The organism is Achromobacter xylosoxidans A8, assembly GCF_000165835.1.
GTDB classification, from domain to species: Bacteria; Pseudomonadota; Gammaproteobacteria; order Burkholderiales; family Burkholderiaceae_B; genus Achromobacter; species Achromobacter xylosoxidans_B.
Map to the genome: position 1 here is coordinate 4,138,714 of NC_014640.1, position 20,642 is coordinate 4,159,355.

Consider the following 20,642-nt stretch of genomic DNA (forward strand, 5'->3'; position numbering starts at 1 on the left):
GGCAGGGACGTCAGATCCCGCCCACCAACGGGCGCCGGCCACAAGCTGGCGCCCGTTTTCTTTTGCGCGTCAGGATTCGGTTGCTGGCGCCGGCCAGATCGGGCGGCTAGGCCGGATAACTGACGTCCAGGATGTCCAGTTCCTCGATCCCGCCCGGCGTGCGCAGCACCACGGTATCGCCTTCCTTGGCCTTGATCAGCGCGCGCGCCACCGGCGAGATCCAGCTGATCTTGCCGGCCAGCGGCTCGGCCTCGTCGACGCCCACGATGGTGACGTTGTGTTCCTCGCCGGCCTTGTCCGAATACAGCACCGTGGCGCCGAAGAAGACCTGGTCTCGGTTGGGCTGGGCGGCCGGATCGACCACTTCGGCGATGTCCAGCCGCTTGGTCAGGAAGCGCATGCGGCGGTCGATCTCGCGCAGGCGCTTCTTGCCGTACAGGTAGTCGCCGTTCTCGGAACGGTCGCCGTTGGACGCGGCCCACGACACCACCTGCACCACCGACGGGCGCTCCACGTTCATCAGGTGCGTAAGTTCGCTGCGCAGGCGCTCGTAGCCGCCCGGCGTCATGTAGTTCTTGGTGCCGGCAGGCAGGGCCTGGGCTTGCGGCAGATCGTCGTCGTCCTCGTTGTCCGACTCTTTGACAAAGGCTTTGTTCATGGCGGTTGCGCCGTTTGGGCGCGGTCACAGTCGATAGCGTGCAGGGCAAGGCGGCCTGGCCGCCGCCCGCGTCAGAACCAGTCGTGCCAGACTGGCTTAAGGTCGGGCGGCAGCGCCGGCAAGCGGCCCAGGTCCACCCGGCTTTCCTTGGGACTATGGAAGTCCGAGCCGCGCGACGCCAGAAAGCCGTAGCGGCGCGCCACATCCGCATAATAGCGGGCCTCTTCCGAGGTATGGCTGCCGGTGTTGACCTCGATGCCGAGGCCGCCCAGCTGCAGGAATTCGTCGAACAGCGCGGCGAATTGCAGCGGCGTGTACTTGTAGCGGCCCGGATGCGCGATGACCGCGGTACCGCCCGCCCCGCGTATCCAGCCCACCGCCTCCGCCAACGTGGCCCATTGCATGGGCACGTGGCCGGGCCGGTCGTCGCCCAGGTGCTTGGTGAACACGGTCTGCACATCGGGGCAATAACCCGCTTCGACCAGATAGCGGGCAAAGTGCGTGCGGCTGATGAGTTCGGGGTTGCCGGCAAAAGGCAGCGCGCCCTCGTAGGCGCCGGGCATGCCCATGTCGGCCAGGCGTTCGCCGATGCGCTTGGCGCGTTCGGCGCGGCCGGAGCGGGTCTTGCGCAGGCCTTCGACCAAGGCAGTGTTCTCGGGGTCGAAGCGCAGGCCCACGATATGCACCGTGACGCCCGCCCAGGTCACCGAGATCTCGACCCCGGTGGCGAAGTCCATGTCCAGGTCGCGCGCGGCGCGGGCCGCTTCGGCCAGGCCGCCGACTTCGTCGTGATCGGTCAAGGCCCACACGTCCACGCCGTTGGCATGCGCGCGCTGCGCCACGTCGCGCGGCGCGAGTGCGCCGTCCGAGACGGTGGAATGGCAATGCAGATCGATGTTCAGTGTGCGCGCGTTCATCCAGCTATTGTAGAGAAGGCCCGGCAGCGTGGATAGCGCCGTGCCGTCCCCGGTTTGCTGGCGTACTCAGGACAGCAGGAACGCCGCGACCGGATCGACCTGCTCGTCCGACATCAAGGTGGGTGCGTGGCCCACGCCGCGCACCTCGTGAGCCTGCGCGCGCGGATTGCGCTTGAGCATTTCCTCGACGGTGGCGCGCGTCAGCAGGTCGGATTCGGCGCCGCGCACGATCAGCACGGGGCACGGCAGCGAATCATACGAACGCCACAGGATCTGTTCGCCCGCCGCCAGTTCCTCCGGGGTCTGCGCGGCCAGGGCCTGGGACAGGGCCAGGTCGTAATGCTTGACCCATTTGTCGCCCTGCCGGGGATACAGATAGCGCGCCAGTTCCGCCCACTGCGCATCGGTATGCGGGCCGAAGGTCGTGGAGTTGGCGCGCATGGTGGCCACGGCCTCTTCGAAGCTCGCGAATTCGCCGGGCTCGCCCACGTACTGGCCAATGCGCGCCAGGGCGCCGGTTTCCAGGCGCGGCCCCACGTCGTTGAGCACCAGCGTGTCCAGATGGAACCCCTGCTCGGGTGGCAGCATGCCCGCGTGCGGACGCATGGCCAGCATGGCGCGCGCAAAGACAGCCGCGCCCGACAGCGCCAGGCCGATCAGCCCGCCCATCGACGTGCCCACCCAGGCCAGGCGCGCCGGCTTCAGCCGCGCCAGCAGGGTCACCATGTCCGAGACGTATTGCGGCACGGTGTAGAACGCGGGATTGGCCAGCCAATCGGAACGGCCGCGCCCCACCACGTCCGGGCAGACCACCCGATAGCGCCCCGCCAGCCGCCGGGCCAGCGTATCGAAGTCGCGCCCGCTGCGGGTCAGGCCGTGCACGCATACCAGTACCTGGTCATTGGCCGGGTCGCCCCATTCCCAGTAGGCCATGCGGTGCAGGCCCGCCGGGCTGGCGCAAGTGACGAAATCCAAACGGGGTTCCAGGCTGGCGTCCACCATCGATACACTCCACAAGTCGTTGCGCGCCGCGGCTGGAGGCGCGCCAGGCCGGTATCTTATCGGACTGCGGGCGGCGGCGGCGCAACACCCAGGCCGCCTGGTTCTGGACTATCAGGCCGGTCGTCGCTACGATCCTGGCATCCGGATCGCCAACCCCGCTCCACGAAATCGCGGGATTGCCATTGCCTATCGAGGCGATCCAATCATTAAATTGGAGTTGCGGACCTGTTAGGATCAGAGTCGGAAGTTTCAAGCATTGCCAGATCAGTCATCCCAAAATTGATATGGAGTCCGTATGCAGCAGAGCAGTCCTTCCTCGCCGCTGGCCACCGGCCATCAATCCGTCAGTCCCCCTCCCCCCGAACCTCCCAAAGTGCTCCAGGACGTCCTGGCCCGCGCTGACGTGCACATCAACGGCACGCGTCCCTGGGACATCCAGGTTCATGACAAGCATATGTATGACCGCGTCTTCGCCAGCTGGTCGCTGGGGCTGGGCGAGTCGTATATGGACGGCGAGTGGGACTGCGACCAGCTCGACGAACTGTTCACCCGCCTGCTGCGCGCGGACATGGGATCGGCGGCGTTGGGCCTGGCCCGCGTCAAGCTGATCGCCGAGCACCTGCGCCACAAGCTGTTCAACCTGCAATCCAAGAACCGCGCCTTCGAGGTCGGCGAACAGCATTACGACGCGGGCAACGACGTGTTCGAAGCCATGCTGGACAGCCGCATGATCTATTCCTGCGCCTACTGGGAAAACGCCCAGACGCTGGAAGAAGCGCAACTGGCCAAGCTGGAAATGATCTGCCGCAAATTGCAGCTGCGCGAAGGCGAGACGCTGCTGGACATCGGCTGCGGCTGGGGCGGCCTGGCGCGCTTTGCCGCCGAGCGCTATGGCGTCAAGGTCACCGGCGTCACCGTGTCCAAGGAGCAACTGGCGCTGGCGCAGGAAAGGGTCAAGGGCCTGCCCGTGCAACTGCTGCTGCAGGACTACCGCGACCTGCAGGGCAGCTTCGACAAGGTGGTCTCGGTAGGCATGTTCGAGCACGTCGGCCCCAAGAACTACGACACCTACTTCAGCAACGTGCAGCGCCTGATGGCCCCGGACGGCGTGTTCCTGCTGCACACCATCGGCATCGCCTCCACCAGCCAGAGCACCGACCCCTGGATCGACCGCTACGTCTTCCCCAACGGCAAGCTGCCGTCCGCCCGCGAGATCGCCACGGCGGTGGAAGGCCGCTTCATCATCGAAGACTGGCACAACTTCGGCGCCGACTACGACCGCACGCTGATGGCCTGGTGGGACAGGTTCGACCACGCCTGGCCCGAGCTGGAACCGCGCTACGGCAAGCGCTTCTACCGCATGTGGAAGTACTACCTGATGTGTTGCGCCGGCTTCTTCCGCTCGCGCGAGGGCCAGCTCTGGCAAGTCATGCTGACCCATCCGCAGCGGCAGGAGACGTACCGCTCGCTGCGCTGAACGCGGTCACGCCATCACAAGAAAGCCGCCCGCATGAGCGGCTTTTTTTCCGGGATGCAGTACGTCGATTCAACGGCCTGCTGCCTCCTCGCGGATCATGTCGGCCGCCCGCTCCGCGATCATGATGGTCGGCGAGTTGGTATTGCCGGAGGTAATCAGCGGCATCACCGAAGCATCGGCGATGCGCAAGCCCTCCAGCCCGTGGACGCGCAACCGCGCGTCCACCACCGCCCCGCCATCCGCGTCGCGCCCCATGGCGCAGGTGCCCACAGGATGGAAGATGGTGGTGCCGATCTTGCCGGCCGCTTCCCGCAGTTCGGCATCGGTCTGGAACGCCGGCCCCGGCAGCCATTCCTGCGGCTGGTAGCGCTGCAAGGCCGGCGCCGCCGCGATCCGCCGCACCAGGCGGATCGAGTCCGCCGCCACGCGCAGGTCTTCCTCGGTGCTCAGATAGTTGGGGCTAATGGCGGGCTTCCCTTGCGGCCCCTGCGCGTGCACGCTGCCGCGCGAGGTAGGCCGCAAGTTGCACACGCTGGCCGTGAAAGCGTCAAAGCCATGCAGGGGTTCGCCGAAAGCGCCCAGCGACAGCGGCTGCACATGAAATTCCACGTTGGCGCGCGCCTGCTTCGGATCCGACTTGGCGAACGCGCCCAGCTGCGACGGCGCCATGCTCATGGGGCCGCTGCGCTTAAGCAGGTACTCCAATCCAATGCCCGCCTTGCCCAACCAGGTGGAGGCGATGCGGTTCAGCGTCTTCACGCCCTGCACCTGGATGATGACGCGCAGCTGTAGGTGATCCTGCAGGTTCTCGCCCACCCCCGGCAGGGCGTGGCGCAGTGCGATACCGCTTTCGCGCAGGCGCGCCGGCTCCCCCACGCCGGAGGTCTCCAGCAACACCGGCGTATTCACGGCCCCCGCCGCCAGCACCACCTCGCGGCGTGCGCGCAAGGTGACGCTCTGGCCGCCCTGGCGCAACTGCACGCCCACGCAGCGTTTGCCTTCGAACACCAGCTGCTCGGCCTGCGCGCCTGTCATCACCCGCAGGTTCGCACGCCTGCGCACCGGGCGCAGGAACGCCTTAGAGGTATTCCAGCGCCAGCCGCCGCGCTGGTTCACTTCGAAGTAGCCGCAGCCGAAGTTGTCGCCCCGATTGAAGTCCTGCACCCGCGGGATGCCCTCCTGCTCGGCCGCGCCGGCAAAGGCTTCCAGGATGTCCCAACGCAGGCGCTGCGATTCCACGCGCCATTCGCCGCCGGCGCCATGGAACTCGTCCGCGCCGCGGTGGTAGTCCTCGCTGCGCTTGAACACGGGCAGCACCTGGTCCCAGCCCCAGGCCGGATCGCCGGACAACTCGGCCCAGTCCTCGTAGTCCTGGCGCTGGCCGCGCATGTAGATCATGCCGTTGATCGATGAGCTGCCGCCCAGCACGCGGCCGCGCGGATAGATCAGCGAACGGCCGCCCAGGCCCGGTTCCGCCGCGGTGCGGTACATCCAGTCCGTCCGGGGGTTGCCGATGCAATGCAGATAACCCACCGGGATATGGATCCAGTGGTAGTTGTCGCTGCCGCCGGCCTCCAGCAGCAGCACCTGCACAGCGGGGTCGCGGCTCAGGCGGTTGGCCAGCACGCAACCGGCAGAACCCGCGCCCACGATGATGTAGTCGTATGTCTCCATAAGCTCTTCTTATCTTTTTGCCGGGCGGAGCGCCCGCCGGCGACGTTGAGCCGACCCGGCTGCGACCGCATTCCGCGCCCCGGGCACTAGCGTGACTCTCGCGCAGCCACGCGGAACTGTCCAATGAATTGTTGAAAAACGGTTTATAAGAAACTTAAATAATGCTCTAGCCTTTTGACGGCTTTCAGTCCTGCCGCTCGCCACTCACTCCGGGAACCGCCCCATGGACCTGAAGCACATCCGCACCTTTGCCGCCGTGGCCCGCGAGGGCAACCTGACGCGCGCGGCCGAGCATCTGCACCTGACCCAGCCCGCGCTCAGCCTGCAGCTGAAGAACTTCCAGGAATCGCTGGACCTGAGCTTGTTCTCGCGCACGGCGCAGGGCCTGGCGCCCAACGCCGACGGCCGCGCCCTGCTGCCCTCGGCGCAACGCATCCTGGAGGCGCTCGACGACTTCCAGCGCGCCATCGGCGCCTTGCGCGACACCGTCCAGGGCGATCTGCGCATCGGCACGATTCTTGATCCGGAGTTCCTGCGCCTGGGCGCCACGCTGCAATACCTGGTGGAGCGCTATCCCAAGATCCGCCCCACCCTGCGCCATGGCATGTCCGGATCGGTGGCGAAACAGGTGCGCGCGGGCGAACTGGACGTGGGCTTTGCGCTCGGCCCCCAAGGGCGGGACCCCGGACCCGCCGGACTGCAGGCGCTGCCGCTCGCGTCATTCACCTATTTCGTCGTGGCTCCCAAGGGTTGGGGCGCGCAGGTGGCCGGCCGCGACTGGGCCGCGATCGCCGCCCTGCCCTGGATCTGGACGCCGCCGGACTCGGTCCATCACCGGCTGCTGTCGGAAAAATTCGACGCGCTGGGCATTGCGCCCAACGCCGTGGCCGAGGTGGACCAGGAAGCTTCGATGCTGGACCTGGTGCGCTCCGGCGTGGGCCTGTCGCTGGCGCGAGACTCCATCGCGCTGCGCGAGTCCCAGGCCAGCGGGCTGGTGCTGGTCAAGGGCTTGGCCATCCAGGCCGAACTCTCCTTCATCACCCTGGCATCCCGCCGCGACGATCCGCTGGTCGCCGCCGCCTTTGCCGCTGTCCAGACAGCGTTTGCGTAGCGGCGTTTCCCTGTCCGCCCGGCTGCGCCAAACGGGTGCAGATCCGCACAGGGATATGCACCGCCTTGACGCATCGGCGCCTTGGGGCGTCCGCAGGCAGATCGCGCCGCCCGCCCCGCTCCCACTCTGTTTCCCCTATGAATCCGCGGACGGCTCCCGCTCGCGGATGCGCTACGGCATCCCTGGCACGGACTTTGCTTGATGGTTCATGCGCGGGCCGCAAGGCCGGCGAGACAACTTGAGCAGCAACGGCAATGGCGCCCCGACCGCAAGGTCCAGGGCGCCTTTGCGTTTTCTGAAACCGAATACCCAAGCCCGGGGATATCCCATGAACGTAGCGGCCTCATCCGATTCTCTGCAGACTCTCGTTGTCATCGGCAACGGCATGGTGGGCCACCATTGCGTCGAGCAACTCATCGCCCGCGGCGCGCTTGCCCGCTACCGCATCCACGTCTACGGCGAGGAAAGCCGCCGCGCCTACGACCGCGTGCACCTGTCCGAATATCTGAACGGACGCGACGCGGAATCGATGGCGCTGGGCGATGCGGCGCTGTACGAACAGGAAGGCGTGACCCTGCACCTGGGCGCGCCCGTACTGGAGATAGACCGGCGCCATCGCGAACTCGTGACCGCACACGGCCGCAGCGCCTACGACAAACTGATACTGGCCACGGGCTCCTACCCCTTCGTGCCGCCGATCGTGGGTGCGGAAGGCGCATCGCGCCTGGTGTACCGCACGCTCGACGACCTGGACCTGATCCGCGAGGCCGCCCACGGCGCGCGCCGCGGCGTGGTGGTGGGCGGCGGCCTGCTGGGACTGGAAGCCGCCCACGCGCTGAAGTCGCTGAACCTGGAGGCGCACGTGGTGGAGTTCGCGCCGCGCCTGATGCCGGTGCAGCTGGACGAGCAAGGCGGCGCGGCCCTCAAGGCCCGCATCGAGGCGCTGGGCGTGGGCGTGCACCTGTCGCGCGCCACGCAGGACATCAAGCCCGGCACGCAGTACCGCTACCGCATGCGCTTTGCCGAGGGCGCGCCGCTGGAAACCGACCTGATCGTGTTCTCGGCGGGCATCCGGCCGCAAGTAACGCTGGCGCGCAAAGCCGGACTGACGCTGGCCGAACGCGGCGGCGTGGCCATCGACGACCACTGCCGCAGCAGCGACGAACACATCTACGCCATCGGCGAATGCGCGGCTTGGAATGGCAGCGTGTTCGGGCTGGTGGCACCCGGCTACCAGATGGCGCGCACGGTGGCGGCAGCGCTTTGCGACGACGCCGCGCAGGCGTTCAGCGGCGCCGACATGTCGACCAAGCTCAAGCTGCTGGGCGTGGACGTGGGCTCGATCGGCGACGCCCATGGCGCCACGCCCGGTTCGCGCAGCTACCGCTACATCGATGAAGCCGGCGCCGGCTACCGCCGCCTGGTGGTCTCGGCCGACGGCAAGCGCGTGCTGGGCGCGGTGCTGGTGGGCGACAACAGCTACTACGACACGCTGCTGCAATACGTGCAGAACGGCATCGCGCCGCCGGCGGACCCGGCCAGCCTGATCCTGCCGCAGGGCCAGGGCGCGCCGCTGCTGGGCGTGGACGCGCTGCCGGCCGGCGCCACCCTCTGTTCCTGCCACAACGTAAGCAAGGGCGCGGTCAGCGCCGCGATCGACGGCGGCTGCGCGGACCTCGCTGCGGTCAAGGCCTGCACCAAGGCGGCCTCCGGCTGTGGCGGCTGCGCCAGCCTGCTCAAGCAGGTGGTCGAACACGAACTGGCCTGCCGCGGCGTGGCGGTCGACAAGAGCCTGTGCGAACACTTCCCGCACACCCGCCAGGAGCTGTACGCCATCGTGCGGGTCAACGGCATCGAATCCTTCGAAGAGCTCCTGGCCAGCCACGGGCGCGGCCAGCAGGGTTGCGACATCTGCAAGCCCGCCGTGGGCTCCATCCTGGCCTCGTGCTGGAACCGCCCGATCCAGGACCCGCAGCTGGTGCCGCTGCAAGACACCAACGACACCTTCATGGCGAACATGCAGAAGAACGGCACCTACTCGGTGGTGCCGCGCATCCCCGCCGGCGAGATCACGCCCGACGGCCTGATCGCCATCGGCGCCGTGGCCAAGAAGTACCAGCTGTACACCAAGATCACGGGAGGCCAGCGCATCGACCTGTTCGGCGCGCAACTACATGAGCTGCCGGACATCTGGGCGGAACTGATCGCCGCCGGCTTCGAGACCGGCCACGCCTACGGCAAGTCCACCCGCACGGTGAAGTCCTGCGTAGGCAGCACCTGGTGCCGCTACGGCGTGCAGGACAGCGTCAAGATGGCGCTGGACATCGAGCACCGCTACAAGGGCCTGCGCTCGCCCCACAAATTGAAATTCGCCGTATCCGGCTGCACCCGCGAATGCGCCGAGGCGCAAAGCAAGGACATAGGCGTCATCGCCACCGAGAACGGCTGGAACCTCTACGTCTGCGGCAACGGCGGCATGCGCCCGCGCCACGCGGAACTGTTCGCCACCGACCTGGACGACGCCGCCCTCATCCGCACCATAGACCGCCTGCTGATGTTCTACATCCGCACCGCCGACAAGCTGCAGCGCACCTCGGTCTGGCGCGAATCGCTGGAGGGCGGCCTGGACTACCTGAAGCAGGTGGTGTTGGAGGACAGCCTGGGCTTGTGCGCCGAGCTGGAAGCGCAGATGCAGCTGGTGGTGGACCGCTACGAATGCGAGTGGGCCAACGCGCTGAACGACCCGGAAAAGCTCAAGCGCTTCCGCACCTTCGTCAATGATCGCGGCGCCGATCCCGACATCCAGTTCGTGCAGGAACGCGGCCAGCCCCGGCCCGCTCCCGCGCGCGTCATCCCCATCGCCGAGGAGATTGCCTGATGGACGCCCTGATCCGCGAACCCCAAGACTGGCTACCGGTGTGCCGCCGCCAGGACCTGGTGCCCAACTCCGGCGTGGTGGCGCTGGTGGATGGCGCCCAGATCGCCCTGTTCTACGTGCCGCAGCCCGCCGGCGGCGGCGTCTACGCCCTGGAAAACCGCGACCCCCGATCCGGCGCCAACGTCATCGGCCGCGGCCTGGTCGGCCACGTCGGCGGCGAACTCGTGGTGGCCTCGCCGCTCTACAAGCAACACTTCCGGCTGGAGGACGGCGTTTGCGTGCAGTACCCGGAACAGCGGCTGCGGACCTGGCAGGCGCGCTTGAACGGCGATGCGGTGGAGATCGCCTGAGGCGCGCCGCCTCTGGATCAGCCCAGCCCGATGCGGCTGGCGCCTTGCCGGAACAAAGCCTCGGCGTCGCCGGCCAGGCGGAAGGCCGCCAGGAAATCGTCCACGCGGTACGAGGGATGCGTCTTGCGGATCGCGGCCAGCAGGCCGGACGTTTCATCGCCCTTGCCGGCTATCGCAAGACAGCAGGCCGCGATCGCCAGGATGTGCACATGGGCATTGGGACGCGCCGCGGCCTTCAGGGCCCAGTCGGCGGCCTCCTCGAACCGGCCCAGGCGGACCAGCGCCAGCGCGCGCACGGCCAGCATGCCGAACAGCAGCAGGTCGTAGGGGCTCAGGTCGCGCGAATGGTCGGACGAGCCTATCGCGGCCTCGGCGTCGCCGGACTGGCAGTTGACGAAGCCCAGGGTGTAGTGCGCCAGGGCGAAGTTCGGGCTCAGGTCCACGGCGCGCCTCAACTCCGCCAGCGACTGGTCCTGGCCGCCGCGCAGCCATAGCGCCCGGCCCATGGCCCAGTGCGCCGCCGGATCGCGGTCATCGGCGATCAGGCCCTGCCCGGCGGCTTCGAAGGCCAGGTCGATGGCCGGCGCCTGCTCGCCCCACCGCTGGAACGCGTCCTGCCAGTGGGTGAACGACAGGCCCGCGTAGGCCCGTGAAAACGTCGGATCGAGGCGCAAGGCCATCTCGAAGAAATGCCGCGCCTGCGCGTTGTCGGCCCGGTTGAAGCGGTACATGTGCCACAGGCCGCGATGATGCGCCTGCCAGGCGTCCAGGGAGTTCGGCGGCCTCAGAATGGCCCGGTTGCGCTCGGCGGATTCGATCTCGATGTCCACGGCGGCCACGATCCGGTTGCCGATCTCGTCCAGGGCCAGGAATGCGTCATCCAGCTCGCGGTCGAAGACGTCCGCCCACACGATGCGGGCGGTTCGCGATTCCACGAGTTCCACGGCCACGCTTATGCGCTTTTCGCGCCGTTGCAGCGCACCGCTGACGACATAGTCCACATTGAGCGTACGGCCAGCCTCGTCCGGCCCCACATTGCGCTGGTCCAGCGCAAAAACCGTGCCTTGGGCGATGACGAACAGACTGCGCAGCTTGGCCAGCCGGGTGATGATGTCATAGGCCAGGCCGTCCGCCACGCCTCCCCGCACGCCGGCCTGCGCCGACCGGTCCACAAACGGCATCACCGCGATCGAAGCGCGGCCTGCGCGGTCGCTGGCGCCCACGGACGGGTTCTCGGCTTCCTCCCTCCGGGCCGCGTCCGGCCGTGGCGTCTGGCTGGCTCGCCCCCTGAGTTCCCGCCATGCGTCGCGCAGGGGCCGCCCGTCCAGGCCATCCGCTTCGAAGGCCCGCATGGCCGCGGCCAGATGCTCCTCGCCTTCACGCCACTGGCCGCGCTGCGCCAGCAGATCCAGCAGCAGCTCGTGGGCGCGCCGATCGAACGGAGCAAGCTGCAGCCACTTGTCCAGGCAGGCGAAGACCTCGCCGGACCCTGCGGGCAGAGCGGACGCCAGATGCTCCAGGACTGCCGCATGGCAGGCCCTCAAGCGCCGGCGCTGCGCGGTCAGCCAGTTGTTGAAAAAGGGATTGCGATCGATCTCCAGCCCTTCGAGAAAATCGCCCGCAAACAGACCGGCCAGCGCGCGCAGCCGCTCGATGTCCAGCCGGGCGATGCCCTGCTGCATCGCGCTGCCGATCTCGATGGCGTCCACCTGGCAGTCGGCCAGGTCCAGCCTCACCGTGTCCTGCGCCGTCTCGACCCGGCGGCGGCCTGGATCGTCCAGCAGGGTTCTGGCCTTGCTGAGACACCAGCGCAGCTCGCCGCGCGGATCGTTCGGCACGTCCCATAACAACTCGCAGAGATGCGCGCGCTGCACGGGATGCGGAGCCAGCGCGAGGTAGGCGATGAGACCGCGCAGCTTGCGCGATGGCGGCAGCGCCACCGCTGCGCCCGCCCGGCTGATCGCCATGGCTCCGAGCAGCCGCAACTGGAGAGCCGCGCCGGGGACGGAACCAGCCCGCGGATCGCGGTCCGCCGAACCCTCGGCCGATTCCACGCCGGCTACCACGCCCGCCTCCATGGCCGGCTCTTAACTTGGACCTCGGGAAGCACGGTGCGCGCAAGCCTGCGCGGCGCCGGTTGCGATTCCCCGGCAGGCCGGCTTCGCCCGCTGCCGCATACACAGCGCTTTAACGGAGACAGACCATGTCCATTTCCTCCCTCGCCACCAGCCCCGTGCGCGACACCGCGCAGCCCGACCTGGCCGCCTTGAAGACACGCCAGCAGGGCACCTGGGCTTCCGGGGACTATGCCGTTGTCGGCACCACGTTGCAGATCGTAGGAGAACAGCTGTGCGAATCGCTGGACGTCCGCGCCGGACAGAAGGTGCTCGATGTGGCCGCCGGCAACGGCAATGCCTCGCTGGCCGCCGCGCGCCGCTGGTGCGATGTCGTCTCGACCGACTACGTGCCGGCGCTGCTGGGACGCGCCCGCGAACGCGCCGCCGCCGAACACTTGCAGATCGAGTTCCAGGAGGCCGATGCCGAAGCCCTGCCCTTCCAGGATGGGAGATTCGACGCGGTGGTCTCGACCTTCGGCGTGATGTTCACCCCCGACCAGGACCAGGCGGCAGCCGAAATGGTCCGCGTGTGCCGCTCCGGCGGCAAGATCGGCCTGGCCAATTGGACGCCTGACGGCTTCATCGGCCAGGTCTTCAAGACCATCGGCAAGCATCTGCCGCCGCCCGCCGGGATCAAATCGCCCGCGCTGTGGGGCACGCGGGCGCGAATCGATGAAATGTTCGGCCCGCATGCGTCCTCGATCCAGGCCGAACCCCGCCACTTCGTGTTCCGTTACCGTTCGCCGGAGCACTGGCTGCAGGTCTTCAAGACCTACTATGGTCCGCTGCTCAAGGCCTTTGGCGCGCTGGAACCTGCGGCGCAGTCCGCGCTGACCAACGATCTCATGGTGCAGATAGACCGGTACAACCGCTCTGGCGATAGCGCGATGGTCGTACCCAGCGAATACCTGGAGATCGTGGTGACGCGCCGGTGACCGGGTCTTGATGCCAGCCTTGGCGCGGTCCGGGCCATCCACGCGGACAGCGGACAGGAAATGATCCATGGCGCAACGCCTTCACGGTCACCCGACGATAGGCCCGGGTGACCGAGGTTGAGCAACCCTGCGATGAAGGAGGCAATGGCGTGCCGGCCATTGCCGGACGGGGTGCGAGCCCTTATCGGGAATCATACGCCCGCCGCGGCTCGCGCAGCGCTATAGCGCGGACGCCAGCACGTACTCCATATAGAGTTGCCGCAGCTCCCGGCATACCGGTCCCGGCCGTCCCGTGCCGACGGGCTGGCCGTCCAGCTCGATCACCGGCAGCACGAAGTGCAAGGCGGACGTCAACACCAGTTCCGTCGCCCGCCGGCACTCGTCCAGCGTGAACTTGCGCTCCTCCACGGCCACCCCGCGTTTGGCGGCCAGCGCCAGCACGGCGGCGCGGGTGCAGCCCGGCAGTATCTCGCGCGACAAGGGCCGCACCACGATCCGCCCCTGCGCGTCGACCAGCAGCGCGCTCGACGACGCTCCTTCCGTCACCACGCCGTCGGGGTCGACCATCAGAGCCTCGAACGCGCCCGATGCCTGCGCGGCCTGCTTGGCCAGCACCTGGGCGATCAGCGACACGCTCTTGATGTCGCGCCGCTGCCAGCGCATGTCCGGCACGCTTGCCACTCGCACGCCAGATTCAGCCAGCGGATTCACCCGCAAGGACTTCTCGCTGACGTACATCATCACGGTGGGCTCGACCTCAGCCGGAAAGGCGAAATCGCGCTTGCTGTCCGCGCCGCGCGTGACCTGCACATAGACAGAGCCTTCGCGCAGGCCGTTGCGCCGCACCAGTTCGCGGCAACGCTCCAGCAGCGTGTCGCGCGGCAGCGGATTGCGGATGCCGACCTCGGTCAGGCTGCGCGCCAGGCGGGCGGCATGCCGCTCAAACTCCAGCAGCAGGCCGTCGATCACCGCGATCACTTCGTAGACGCCGTCGCCAAATAGAAAACCCCGGTCCAGCGCCGGAATGACGGCCTGTTCGGCCGGAACGAGATTGCCGTTGATATGAAAAATGGAGGACATGGAAGCTTATGAAGGTGAGAGAAATCAGTGGCTGATGATGCGGGACAGGAAAGCGCGCGAGCGCGCCGAGGCGGCGTTGCCGAAGAATGCCTCGGCACTGGCGTCGTCGACAATCTCTCCGGACTCCATGAACACGACGCGGTCGGCCACGCGGCGCGCGAATCCCATCTCGTGCGTGACGACCATCATGGTCATGCCGTCGCGCGCCAGCCCCGTCATCACATCCAGCACTTCGCCGATCATTTCCGGGTCGAGCGCCGAGGTCGGCTCGTCGAACAGCATCACCACCGGGTCCATGGCCAGCGCCCGCGCAATCGCGACCCGCTGCTGCTGGCCGCCTGAAAGCTGCCCCGGATGCTTGTCGCCGTGCGCCGCCACGCCGACCCGTTCCAGCAGCGCGGCGGCCTTCTCCATCGCCTGCGCACGGCTGCGGCCCAGCACGCTGACCTGTCCCAGGCAGACGTTCTCCCGCACCGTCAGATGGGGAAACAACTCGAAGTGCTGGAACACCATGCCGACGCGGGCGCGCAGCTTCGGCAGGTCCGTGCCCGGCGCGCCGACGTCGGTGCCGTCGACCACGATGCGGCCCGCATCGAACGGTTCCAGCCGGTTCACGCATTTGATCAGCGTCGACTTGCCCGACCCGGACGGCCCGCAGACCACCACCACTTCGCCGCGCTGCACGCGCAGCGAGCACTGCTTGAGTACCGGCAAGTCGCCGTAGCGCTTGCCGACCTGTTGAATTTCGATCATGAATGTAGACTCCGAATGGAAACGCCCGGGCGCTCAGGCGCCGATCCGGGCGCGCAGCGCCCGCACGCCGCGCGAGGCGGTGAACGAGATCACGAAGAACACCAGCGCCACCAGCATGTACATCTCGACCAGCCGGTTGTCGCGCTGCGCGATCTTGGTCGCCGCCCCCAGGAAATCCGTGAGCGACAGGACATAGACCAGCGCGGTTTCCTGGAAGATGACGATCACCTGGGTCAGCAGCACCGGCAGCATGTTGCGAAACGCCTGCGGCAGGATCACCTTGCGCAGCACCTGGCCGTGTCGCAGGCCCAGGGCGCTGCCCGCGGCATACTGGCCGGGCCCGACGCTGCCTACCCCCGCCCGGATGATTTCCGAAAAGTACGCGGCCTCGAACAGAATGAAGGTAATGAAGGCCGACCCCATGGCGCCCAGCACGATGGGCCGCTCGGATCCCGTGATCGCTTGCAAGGCATAGGGCAGGATGAAATAGATCAGGAAGATCACCAGCACCAGCGGCAAGGAACGGAACAGGTTCACATATACCGTCGCGGGCCACGCCGCCAGGCGTCCGCCATAAAGCCGGGCAACGGCCAGCAAGGTGCCCAGCAGCACGCCGCCCACGGTCGACGTCAAGGTCAGCAGCAGGGTGAAGCGCAAGCCGGACAGGATCAGGTACGGCAAGGCGTCAATAATCGATTGCAGATCGAAATCGGTCATGCCCGGCTCCCTTTCGCCATGCGCCCGCCAACGGCCCGGCCCGGAATCCGCAGCTTGTATTCCAGCGCGCGCATCACCACGATGACGATGAGATTGAGCGCCAGGTAGGCCATGGTGGCGGTCAGAAAGGCCTCGAACACCTGGAACGAGAATTCCTGCATCGCATGGGCCTGGGCAGTCAGTTCCGCCAGCCCGATGGTCAGCGCCACCGAGGTGTTCTTGATGGTGTTCAGGCAGTCCGACGTCATGGTCGGCAGGACCGTGCGCAATGCGTTGGGCAAGAGCACGTGCCGGTACAGCTGCGGCAAGGTCAGGCCCAGCGCCAGGCCCGCGTTGCGTTGGCCCTGCGGCAAGGCCTCGATTCCGGCGCGCAGTTGTTCCCCGATGCGCGCCGACATGTACATGCCGATAGCCAGCGCCGCCGTATAGAAGGACGCGTCGGGCAATTGCTTGATCCAGTCGCCGGCCGCCGTCGGCAGCAGCTCCGGCAAGACGAAGTACCACAGGAACATCTGCACGATCAGCGGGATGTTCCTGAACACTTCCACATAAACGGCTGCCGCCGCGCGCACCCCACGGGACGGCAGCGTGCGCGCCACGCCGACCGCCAGGCCCAGCGCCAGCGCGATCAGCCACGCCAGCGCCGCCGTTTTCACGGTCACGCTCAGCCCGTCCAGCAGGGTTTGCAGATACGTCTGCCCGCCGTCGGGCGACGGGGCGAACAACACGCCCCAGTTCCATTGATATGCCATGCTTTTCTCGATGATCTGGCCGCGCGCGGTCCCGGCCCCTCGCCGGGGCCGCGCATCGGCGTATTGCGGCTAAGCCTGGGCCTAGCGGTAGGCGGCGGGATCGCCCGAATCGGTGGGCGTGGCGACCACGCGCTTGAGCGCCTCGCTCATGGCCACGTTCAGGTTGATGCCCTTGGGCGGCAGCGGGCTGCGGTACCAGCGGTCGTACAGCGCCTGGAACTCGCCGCTGGCGTAGAGGGCCTTGATGGCGTCATCCACCAGCGCCTTGAACTGCGGGTCGTCACGGCGCAGCATGATGGCGTAGGGCTCGATCGACAGGGACGCGTCGGAGACTTCGTAGCGGTCGGGCTGCTTGGCGTTGGCGATCAGGCCGTACAGCAGGATATCGTCCATGACGAAGGCGGCGGCGCGGCCGGTCTCCACCATCAGGAAGCCTTCGGCATGCTCCTTCACCGGCACGATACGCATGCCCAGTCCGCGCGTTTCGTTCAGTTCATTGATCTGGCGAATGTTCGCAGTGCCGGAGGTCGAGGCCACGACCTTGCCCTTCAGGTCGTCGACGGTGCGCAACTTGGAAGACTTCTGGCTGAGAAAGCGGTTGCCTGTCACGAAGGTGGTGACCGAGAACGCCACCTGCTGCTGGCGGTCCAGGGTGTTGGAGGTCGAGGCGCATTCCAGGTCGATGGTGCCGTTGCCCATCAGGGGAATGCGCGTCGCGGAGGTGACCGGCAGGTACTTCACCTGGATATCGCTGCGCTTGAGCCGGGTCTGCACCGCGCGGACGATGCGCTCGCAGATGTCGATCGAGTAGCCCACGGGCTTCTGGTTGCCGTCATAGTAGGAAAACGGGATCGAGGTCTCGCGATGGCCGATGGTGATGGTGCCGGTGTCGGCGACCTTCTTCAGCGTGCCGTCCAGTTGCTGGGCCGATGCGGCGCCCGCCATAAAGATCGCCAACGCCGCGACCGATGCCTTGATGCGAAGTGCCATGCTTTTCTCCTTAGGGTTTATGTCAGCGCTTGGTATAGAGGTTGAATACGCGTTCCACGGGCTCCTGGGCCGGCCCCTGGCGGCGGGCATACATGCAGATCTGCATCGGGATCGCGCAGCGGCGGTCCTTGATCGCGACGATCTCTCCGGCGTCCACCGACACCCGGGCGCTGGATTCGGGCAGCCATGCCAGCCCGACGCCGGCGCTGACCAGCGTGCGCGCGCCATCCACGAAATCGGTTTCGCAGACGCGTTGCAGGACGGGGCGCTGCAGCAGGTCGCCGCAAGACAGGTCGACCAGCCGCCGGAAGTAGGCGCCCTGGGCATGCGACACATAGGGATAGCGCGCCGGGGAATCCACGGCGTACAGCGCGGTCTCGTCCACCGGCATGGCGGCGGGGCGGAACAGGCGCAAGAAGTCCGGCTCCATGCCGGTCCGCATATAAGCCTGCGGGTCCAGTTGTATGTCTTCGGCGGCGTGGCGGAAGCACACCAGCAGGTCGACCACGCCCGCGGCCAACCACTCGACCGAGTCGTGCACATTGCCTACATGCAGCCGCAGCGACTCGACGCCGCTCTCGTCCTTCCAACGGACGCACCAACCCGGAAAGTGCGAGGTCGCCAGGCAATGCGGCATGGCGACTCTGAGAACTGCGCCGTCATGGCCGGTGACGCCGGCCTCGCCGCGCGCATCCACCACCTTGCGCACGATCTCGGCGGCATTGGATCGGAATTGCTCGCCCGCCGCGGTCAGACGCAAGGGGAAACAGCCCCGGTCGATCAGCGCCGCGCCAGCCCAGGTTTCCAGGGACTGGATGCGCCGGCTGAACGCCGATTGCGAGACATGCCGCAATTCGGCGGCCGTGGTGAACTGCCCGCATTCCGCCAGGGTCAGAAAATCCTGGAACCAACGTAGATCCATAACAACCGCCGCGCCGTCAGATTGAATGCGAGGCAGTATAGGGACCACGTCCGGGGGCCTTATGCATAGTTTGCATAACGCCCCCGCAGTCAGGGTTACTCCGGACCTGCCCGTCTACGGCAGGTTTTCGCGGAAGATCACCTGGCTGCGCGCCAGTTCCACCCCGTTCATCGGACTGCGCTTGTCGCGCAGGTTGCAGAAGATGCGCACGCAGCTCATCAGCGCTTCCATCGGGCTTTGCGTGATGACTGCGTCCATGGTGCCGTCTATCAGCAGCGCGCGGGTGTCGGGCGTGAGGCCGTGGCCGATGAAGACAACGCGGTGCTGCAAGCCGGCTTCCTTCAACGCGCGCGCCACGCCGTCGGATGCGCCACCGATGTTGTAGATGCCGGCCAGCTGCGGGTACTGCTCCAGCAACTGGCGGGCCTGCTCGTAGTTGCGCTGCGCATCGTCATAGCCCTCGCGCAGATCCACCACCTGCATGGCCTGGAACTGTTCCGCGTATAGCTGCAGGAAGCCGCCTTCGCGCTCTTCATGGGCGCGGTAGTGACGCGATCCGGCGATCAGCGCCACATGCGCCGCGCGCGAGCCGATGAAACGGGCAATCAGGTAGCCCGCGGTGCGTCCGGCCGCGCGGTTGTCCAGGCCCACGTAGGCCACGCGGGCGCTGTTGGCCAGGTCGGAGATCAGCGTCACCGCCGGCACGCCCTGCTGCGCCAGCAGGTTGACGGCCTCGCGCACGGCGGGATGCTCCAGCGCCATGAACGCGATGCCGTCGGCGCGCTTGCCGTGCCTGGCCAGCGCCTGCGCGAGCGCATCGGGATTGAAGCTTTCCACATACTCGACCTGGCACTTGGCGTTGAGCGGCGCGAAGTGCTCCTGGGCGTAGCTGACGGTGTCGCCCAGCATGCGCAGGTAGCGGTTGCTGCCGCGCGGCAGCAGGAACACCAGCCGCAGGGGCTCGGGCGCGGCGGCCGCAAGCACCTCCTGTTCCGGCAGATAGTCCAGTTCGATGGCCGCCTTGAAGACTTTCTGGGCGGTGCTGGCGCGCACGCCGGGCCGGCGATTCAGGACCCGGTCGGCCGTGGCGGTGGACACTCCGGCGCGCTCCGCCACATCGGCCAGGCGCGCCAGCTTGCGTTCGGGAGGCGTTCGATTCACATCAAAATCCATCATCAATCAGGTTTGACGATGATAGCGCTGATTCACTATTGTCCATTCTGCCGCATGGTACTGGCGCTGTTGTGGCACATCAAAAAACATCATAACCAGAATTATGGAGACAACCATGAAGCTGCTGACACGCCGCAGTGCCCTGCGCCGCCTTTGCGCGGTTCCCGCCGTCGCCCTGAGCTCGGGCTTCCCGCTGATCGCCCGCGCGGCCGACTACACGCTCAAGTACGGCAACAACCTGCCGGTCACGCACCCGCTGAATATCCGCGCCCAGGAAGCCGCCGAACGCATCCTCAAGGAAAGCAACGGCCGCGTGGACATCAAGATCTTCCCGAACAACCAGTTGGGCGGCGACACCGACATGCTGGCCCAGGTGCGCTCGGGCGGCATCGATTTCTTCACCCCGTCCGCCCTGGTCATCGCCACCCTGGTGCCGGTCGCGGCCATCAACGCCGTGGGCTTCGCCTTCAAGGACTACAACCAGGTCTGGAGCGCCATGGACGGCGCGCTCGGCGCCCACGTGCGCGCCGCCATCGCGCAGCGCCGCCTCTACGCCTTCGAGAAGATGTGGGACAACGGCTTTCGCCAGACCACCAGCAGCAAGGCGCCGGTCAAGTCCGCCGCCGACATGGACGGCCTGAAGATCCGGGTGCCGGTCAGCTCGCTGCCGATCTCCATGTTCAAGGGCCTGGGCGCCGCGCCCGCCAGCCTGCAGTTCAGCGAGGTGTATTCCTCGCTGCAGACCAAGGTGGTGGACGCCCAGGAAAATCCCCTGCCCATCATCCAGGTGGCCAAGCTGTATGAAGTGCAGAAGTACTGCTCGCTCACCAACCACATCTGGGACGGCTACTGGTTCATCGCCAACGGCCGCATGTGGGAAGGCCTGCCGCAGGATCTGAAGGCCATCGTGGCGCGCGGCATCAACGAGGCCGGCCTGGCCCAGCGCGAAGACATCAAGAAGCTCAATGCCTCGGTGCAATCGGATCTGGAAGGCAAGGGTCTGCTGTTCAACCAGCCGTCCGCCGACAGCTTCCGCGAACAATTGCGTACCGCCGGCTTCTACAAGGAATGGCAGGGCCGCTTCGGCAACGAGGCCTGGACCCTGCTGGAGCAGGCCGTCGGCAAGCTGGTCTGAG

At 67.1% G+C, this 20,642-nt stretch carries 18 protein-coding genes; 6 read left to right on the forward strand and 12 right to left on the reverse strand.

Annotated elements, in window-relative coordinates:
- Positions 1 to 106: 106 nt before the first annotated feature.
- The 3 genes from greB to AXYL_RS19070 all read right to left on the reverse strand — a co-directional run bounded on the left by greB (position 107) and on the right by AXYL_RS19070 (position 2,577).
- Positions 107 to 658, reverse strand: a complete 552-nt coding sequence (greB, locus tag AXYL_RS19060) for a transcription elongation factor GreB (RefSeq protein ID WP_013394483.1) — start codon at positions 656 to 658, stop codon at positions 107 to 109.
- A gap of 71 nt (positions 659 to 729) precedes the next feature.
- Positions 730 to 1,575: a 3',5'-nucleoside bisphosphate phosphatase gene (locus AXYL_RS19065; RefSeq protein ID WP_013394484.1), complete on the reverse strand. Its 846-nt coding sequence runs from the start codon at positions 1,573 to 1,575 to the stop codon at positions 730 to 732.
- Between the two features lie 66 nt (positions 1,576 to 1,641).
- Entirely contained in the window at positions 1,642 to 2,577 is a 936-nt protein-coding gene (locus tag AXYL_RS19070; RefSeq protein ID WP_013394485.1) for an alpha/beta fold hydrolase, read from the reverse strand.
- A gap of 295 nt (positions 2,578 to 2,872) precedes the next feature.
- Between AXYL_RS19070 and cfa the strand changes: the two genes are divergently transcribed.
- Positions 2,873 to 4,054 (forward strand): cyclopropane fatty acyl phospholipid synthase, encoded by a 1,182-nt coding sequence (gene cfa, locus AXYL_RS19075; RefSeq protein WP_013394486.1) that lies wholly within the window; start codon positions 2,873 to 2,875, stop codon positions 4,052 to 4,054.
- Positions 4,055 to 4,123: 69 nt separating this feature from the next.
- On the opposite strand, the gene AXYL_RS19080 is transcribed toward cfa, so the two are convergent.
- Complete coding sequence (locus AXYL_RS19080) at positions 4,124 to 5,728, reverse strand: GMC family oxidoreductase (RefSeq protein WP_013394487.1); 1,605 nt, start codon at positions 5,726 to 5,728, stop codon at positions 4,124 to 4,126.
- Positions 5,729 to 5,951: 223 nt separating this feature from the next.
- On the opposite strand from AXYL_RS19080, the gene AXYL_RS19085 reads away from it, so the two are divergent.
- The 3 genes from AXYL_RS19085 to nirD all read left to right on the forward strand — a co-directional run bounded on the left by AXYL_RS19085 (position 5,952) and on the right by nirD (position 10,067).
- Entirely contained in the window at positions 5,952 to 6,839 is an 888-nt protein-coding gene (locus AXYL_RS19085; protein ID WP_013394488.1) for a LysR family transcriptional regulator, read from the forward strand.
- A 328-nt stretch (positions 6,840 to 7,167) separates the two neighbouring features.
- A complete protein-coding gene (nirB, locus tag AXYL_RS19090) occupies positions 7,168 to 9,717 on the forward strand; it encodes a nitrite reductase large subunit NirB (protein WP_013394489.1) in 2,550 nt (849 codons plus the stop codon).
- Positions 9,717 to 10,067, forward strand: a complete 351-nt coding sequence (gene nirD, locus AXYL_RS19095; RefSeq protein WP_013394490.1) for a nitrite reductase small subunit NirD — start codon at positions 9,717 to 9,719, stop codon at positions 10,065 to 10,067. Before nirB ends, nirD begins: the two co-directional genes overlap by 1 nt.
- A 17-nt stretch (positions 10,068 to 10,084) precedes the next feature.
- Here the strand turns inward: nirD and AXYL_RS19100 are convergent, their stop codons facing one another.
- On the reverse strand, positions 10,085 to 12,145 hold the full coding sequence (locus AXYL_RS19100) for a transcriptional regulator (RefSeq protein ID WP_013394491.1): 2,061 nt from the start codon (positions 12,143 to 12,145) through the stop codon (positions 10,085 to 10,087).
- A gap of 125 nt (positions 12,146 to 12,270) precedes the next feature.
- On the opposite strand from AXYL_RS19100, the gene AXYL_RS19105 reads away from it, so the two are divergent.
- A complete protein-coding gene (locus tag AXYL_RS19105) occupies positions 12,271 to 13,119 on the forward strand; it encodes a class I SAM-dependent methyltransferase (protein ID WP_013394492.1) in 849 nt (282 codons plus the stop codon).
- Between the two features lie 219 nt (positions 13,120 to 13,338).
- Here the strand turns inward: AXYL_RS19105 and AXYL_RS19110 are convergent, their stop codons facing one another.
- The 7 genes from AXYL_RS19110 to AXYL_RS19140 form a co-directional block, all read right to left on the reverse strand.
- Positions 13,339 to 14,199 carry a D-amino acid aminotransferase gene (locus AXYL_RS19110; protein WP_013394493.1) on the reverse strand — a complete coding sequence of 287 codons (861 nt, stop codon included), beginning with the start codon at positions 14,197 to 14,199 and terminating at the stop codon, positions 13,339 to 13,341.
- A 24-nt stretch (positions 14,200 to 14,223) separates the two neighbouring features.
- A complete protein-coding gene (locus AXYL_RS19115) occupies positions 14,224 to 14,952 on the reverse strand; it encodes an amino acid ABC transporter ATP-binding protein (RefSeq protein WP_013394494.1) in 729 nt (242 codons plus the stop codon).
- A 33-nt stretch (positions 14,953 to 14,985) separates the two neighbouring features.
- A complete protein-coding gene (locus AXYL_RS19120; RefSeq protein WP_013394495.1) occupies positions 14,986 to 15,669 on the reverse strand; it encodes an amino acid ABC transporter permease in 684 nt (227 codons plus the stop codon).
- Positions 15,666 to 16,421 carry an amino acid ABC transporter permease gene (locus AXYL_RS19125; protein ID WP_013394496.1) on the reverse strand — a complete coding sequence of 252 codons (756 nt, stop codon included), beginning with the start codon at positions 16,419 to 16,421 and terminating at the stop codon, positions 15,666 to 15,668. Before AXYL_RS19125 ends, AXYL_RS19120 begins: the two co-directional genes overlap by 4 nt.
- Before the next feature lie 81 nt (positions 16,422 to 16,502).
- Positions 16,503 to 17,411 carry a transporter substrate-binding domain-containing protein gene (locus AXYL_RS19130; protein ID WP_013394497.1) on the reverse strand — a complete coding sequence of 303 codons (909 nt, stop codon included), beginning with the start codon at positions 17,409 to 17,411 and terminating at the stop codon, positions 16,503 to 16,505.
- A 22-nt stretch (positions 17,412 to 17,433) separates the two neighbouring features.
- Complete coding sequence (locus tag AXYL_RS19135) at positions 17,434 to 18,333, reverse strand: LysR family transcriptional regulator (RefSeq protein ID WP_013394498.1); 900 nt, start codon at positions 18,331 to 18,333, stop codon at positions 17,434 to 17,436.
- A gap of 114 nt (positions 18,334 to 18,447) precedes the next feature.
- Entirely contained in the window at positions 18,448 to 19,509 is a 1,062-nt protein-coding gene (locus AXYL_RS19140) for a LacI family DNA-binding transcriptional regulator (RefSeq protein WP_013394499.1), read from the reverse strand.
- Between the two features lie 112 nt (positions 19,510 to 19,621).
- On the opposite strand from AXYL_RS19140, the gene AXYL_RS19145 reads away from it, so the two are divergent.
- Positions 19,622 to 20,641 (forward strand): TRAP transporter substrate-binding protein, encoded by a 1,020-nt coding sequence (locus AXYL_RS19145; RefSeq protein ID WP_013394500.1) that lies wholly within the window; start codon positions 19,622 to 19,624, stop codon positions 20,639 to 20,641.
- The last annotated feature ends 1 nt before the right edge of the window (position 20,642 follow it).